Here is a 3,397-nt window from a genome sequence, read left to right as displayed (position 1 = left end):
TGAGCGCCCCACCCCACCCCACCCCTCTCCGCGATCTTGGACTTGTGGTTGCCCATATGCGGCTTTCGGAGCGTTCGTGCCAACCACAACTCCAAGATCGCAGAGAGGGTTGTCGGCGCGGCGGGGTTTTGTCGTACCCCCGCGGCAGAATCGAGGTATGCAACTCCTCATCGATTCGCCGGTCGGCCCGCTCGGCGTCGTGCTCGACGGCGACACCGTGGTCGGCGTGCGGTTCGGAGCGCCGGCGTCCTTCGGCCGATCCGGCTCGCATCCGGTGGTGGACGAGCTCACTGCCTATTTCGCCGGGACGCTGACCGCGTTCTCGGTGCCGGTCGAGCTGCGCGGTGGATCGGACTTCGAGCAGGCGGTGTGGGGCCAGATCAGCGAAATCCCGTACGGCGAGATGCGGACGTACGGCGCGATCGCCACCGCCGTGGGCGACCCGACCCTGGCCCGGGCGGTCGGGACGGCCTGCAACCGCAATCCGGTGCCGGTGATCGTGCCGTGTCATCGCGTGGTGGGCGCCGGCGGCAAGATGGTCGGCTTCGGCGGCGGCATCGAGCGCAAACGGCGCCTGCTGGAGCTGGAGGCCCGCGTGGCACTGGAAAGGACGTGGCGCTGACCGACGGGCGGCGCTGCACCGCCACCTAGCCGCGATCTTGGAGTTGTGGTTGGCACGAATCGGGCCACATGCCGCGAAAGGGCAACCACAACTCCAAGATCGGCGTGGGTTTCAGGGGGTCAGCGGTCGACCTCGCCGCGAATGAACGCCTCGACGGCCTGCTTGGCGTCGTGGTCGGCATACTGCTGCGGCGGGCTCTTCATGAAGTAGGAGCTTGCGGACAACAGCGGTCCACCGATCCCGCGGTCCTTGGCGATCTTCGCCGCCCGCACGGCGTCGATGATCACACCGGCGGAGTTCGGCGAGTCCCACACCTCAAGCTTCAGCTCAGCGTTCAGCGGTGCGTCGCCGAAGCTGCGGCCCTCGAGCCGGATGTAGGCCCACTTGCGGTCGTCCAGCCACGGCACGTGGTCGGACGGGCCGATGTGGACATCGCTTCGCTGCATCTCGTGCGGGATCTGGCTCGTCACCGACTGGGTCTTGGAGATCTTCTTGGAGACCAGCCGGGTCCGCTCCAGCATGTTCATGAAGTCCATGTTCCCGCCGAAATTCAGCTGGTACGTGCGCAGCAGCTCGACGCCGCGGTCCTCGAAGAGCTTCGCCAGCGCGCGGTGCACGATCGTGGCGCCGACCTGGCTCTTGATGTCATCGCCGACGATCGGCAGCCCGGCGTCGGTGAACTTCTGCGCCCACTCCGGGTTGGATGCGATGAAGACGGGCAGCGCGTTGACGAATGCACAGCCGGCGTCGATGGCCGCCTGGGCGTAGAACTTGTCGGCCTGCTCGGAGCCGACCGGCAGGTACGACACGACCACATCGACCTGGGCGTCACGCAGCGTCTGGGCCACGTCGACGGGGTCGGCCGGAGATTCGTCGATGATCTCGCGGTAGTACTGGCCGAGGCCGTCGAACGTCGGTCCACGCTGGACGGTGACGCCGGTGGGCGGTACATCGCACAGCCTCAGCGTGTTGTTCTCGCTGGCGACGATCGCCTCCGCAAGGTCCATGCCGACCTTCTTGGCGTCGACGTCGAATGCCGCAACGAACGTGATGTCCGACACGTGATAGTCGCCGAATACCACATGCATCAAGCCCGGGACGCGGTCGTTGGGGTCGGCGTCGCGGTAGTACTCGGTGCCCTGGATCAGGGACGAGGCGCAGTTACCCACACCGACGATGGCGACGCGGACGGAACCCATCGCGTTTGCCTCCTGTTTCATTCTGAGTTCACCCTGGTTCGTCCGGCTGCGGACTCGGGTCTGGTTGGGGAGATCGGCCGGAACGCTCGTTGGTGATGAGCTCCTCCAGCCAGCGAACCTCGCGCTCACAAGCCTCCAGGCCATGGCGCTGCAACTCGAGGGTGTACGCGTCGAGCCGGTCGGTGGCGCGGGACAGGACCTCGCGCAAACCCTCTCGACGCTCCTCGATCCGGCGGCGGCGGCCCTCGAGAATCCGCAGCCGTGTGGCCCGGTCGGTCCGGGCGAAGAAGGCGAAGTGCACGCCGAAGCCGTCGTCGTCGTACGTTTCCGGACCGGTCTGGGCCAGCAGATCGGCGAACCGTTCCTTGCCTTCCGCTGTGATCTTGTACACAATGCGGCCGCGACGGCTGGTGAGCGGGGGAACGACGCCCTCCGGCACCGTCGCGCTGATCCAGCCCGCGGCGTGCAGCCGCTTCAGCGTCGGGTAGAGCGTCCCGTAGCTGATGGCGGCACGGAGAGTGCCGAGCTTGGTGGCGAGCTCCTTGCGGAGCTCGTAGCCGTGCATCGGTGCTTCCTGGAGCAGGCCGAGGATGGCCAGTTCGAGCACCGGCCACCTCCTGTGTCGTTGCGATGTATCGGTTCGATACATCGCAACCGTAGTTCGGCTGGTCGCGTTCCCGCAACACGGTCAGTTCAGGTCTGTGTGGAGGCAACGACAGCGATCGGTGCGGCACGCTGAGTGATGGCTGTCGCCCTACCGGATCGGACCGCGTACTCTCTTCGCCATGCGCACGCAGCGGCAGATCGTCGACTACTCGCTACGGAAGCGAGCGTTGCTGCGTGACGTGCACAGCGGGAAGGTCGGGACGCTAGAGGTGTGTGACGCGTCGCCGTACCTGAAAAGCGCAGCCAGATTCCACGGCGAACCGACGGACGAGCGTTGCCCGGTGTGCCGCCGCGACAATCTGACCCTCGTGCACTACATCTACGGCGACGAGCTCAAGCAGTCTGCCGGGCAGGCCCGCAAGCTGGCGGAACTCCCGGTGCTCGCGATGACGCTGCGTGAGTTCCAGGTCTTCGTCGTGGAGGTGTGCCGCTCCTGTGCATGGAACCACCTGGCTGAGCAGTACGTGCTCGGCCGGGGCGCACTCAACGCCGACGAACTGGACTCGGTCGAGGCCACCGCCTCGACCACCTCGGGCCGCCACCGCGAGACGGGATCGTCGTCACAACGCCGGGAGGGGCGCCGGTGATCGGAGCCATTCTCGCTAACGTGGGGACGACCTTGACCGACACGGGCATCCAGCACCGCAGTCGGTCCCGCTTGACATCCGACCGGGCGGCCGCGACTGTGCCGTCCAGAACGTCCGCTCGTGGCGCTGTCCCGGCGAGCCTTTCCAGGGCTTCCCGGGCGTGCCACCGCGACCGGTAGGTGTGACCACATGAACTCGTACGGCGATCCGCAGTCTGCGCGCGCCCGGGCCCGCGTGCCCGGGCCGGCCGCTGCACCCACGCCTGACGACGGCACGTCCGGCTCCCGCCCCGCGCCCGACGCCTACCGCCGGCCGTCCGGCCG

The 3,397-nt window shown here is 67.4% G+C and carries 4 protein-coding genes; 2 read left to right on the top strand and 2 right to left on the bottom strand.

The genetic code is table 11. The features are described 5' to 3' along the window. Positions 1-157: 157 nt before the first annotated feature. Positions 158-622, top strand: a complete 465-nt coding sequence (locus VJV41_RS17880; protein ID WP_325336058.1) for a methylated-DNA--[protein]-cysteine S-methyltransferase — start codon at positions 158-160, stop codon at positions 620-622. A gap of 119 nt (positions 623-741) precedes the next feature. Here the strand turns inward: VJV41_RS17880 and VJV41_RS17875 are convergent, their stop codons facing one another. Continuing rightward, the gene (locus VJV41_RS17875; protein ID WP_414684987.1) at positions 742-1,842 is read right to left on the bottom strand and encodes an inositol-3-phosphate synthase; all 1,101 of its coding nucleotides are present in this window, start codon (positions 1,840-1,842) and stop codon (positions 742-744) included. A 7-nt stretch (positions 1,843-1,849) separates the two neighbouring features. Beyond that, positions 1,850-2,428 carry a PadR family transcriptional regulator gene (locus tag VJV41_RS17870; protein ID WP_325336056.1) on the bottom strand — a complete coding sequence of 193 codons (579 nt, stop codon included), beginning with the start codon at positions 2,426-2,428 and terminating at the stop codon, positions 1,850-1,852. Between the two features lie 178 nt (positions 2,429-2,606). Here VJV41_RS17870 and VJV41_RS17865 point away from each other — a divergent pair, with 178 nt between their 5' ends. Then, positions 2,607-3,074, top strand: a complete 468-nt coding sequence (locus tag VJV41_RS17865) for a DUF5318 domain-containing protein (RefSeq protein WP_325336054.1) — start codon at positions 2,607-2,609, stop codon at positions 3,072-3,074. The last annotated feature ends 323 nt before the right edge of the window (positions 3,075-3,397 follow it).

The sequence above is a fragment of the Mycobacterium sp. genome, assembly GCF_035274705.1.
In the GTDB taxonomy this organism is placed as follows: domain Bacteria; phylum Actinomycetota; class Actinomycetes; order Mycobacteriales; family Mycobacteriaceae; genus Mycobacterium.
Note: the sequence above shows the minus strand (reverse complement) of the source record. Positions and strands in the feature narration are given on the sequence as shown.

Bases quoted from the DNA above. Each gene is read 5' to 3' on its own strand.
- VJV41_RS17880 (WP_325336058.1), top strand. From the start codon at position 158: ATGCAACTCCTCATCGATTCGCCGGTCGGCCCGCTCGGCGTCGTGCTC.
- VJV41_RS17875 (WP_414684987.1), bottom strand. From the start codon at position 1,842: ATGAAACAGGAGGCAAACGCGATGGGTTCCGTCCGCGTCGCCATCGTC.
- VJV41_RS17865 (WP_325336054.1), top strand. From the start codon at position 2,607: ATGCGCACGCAGCGGCAGATCGTCGACTACTCGCTACGGAAGCGAGCG.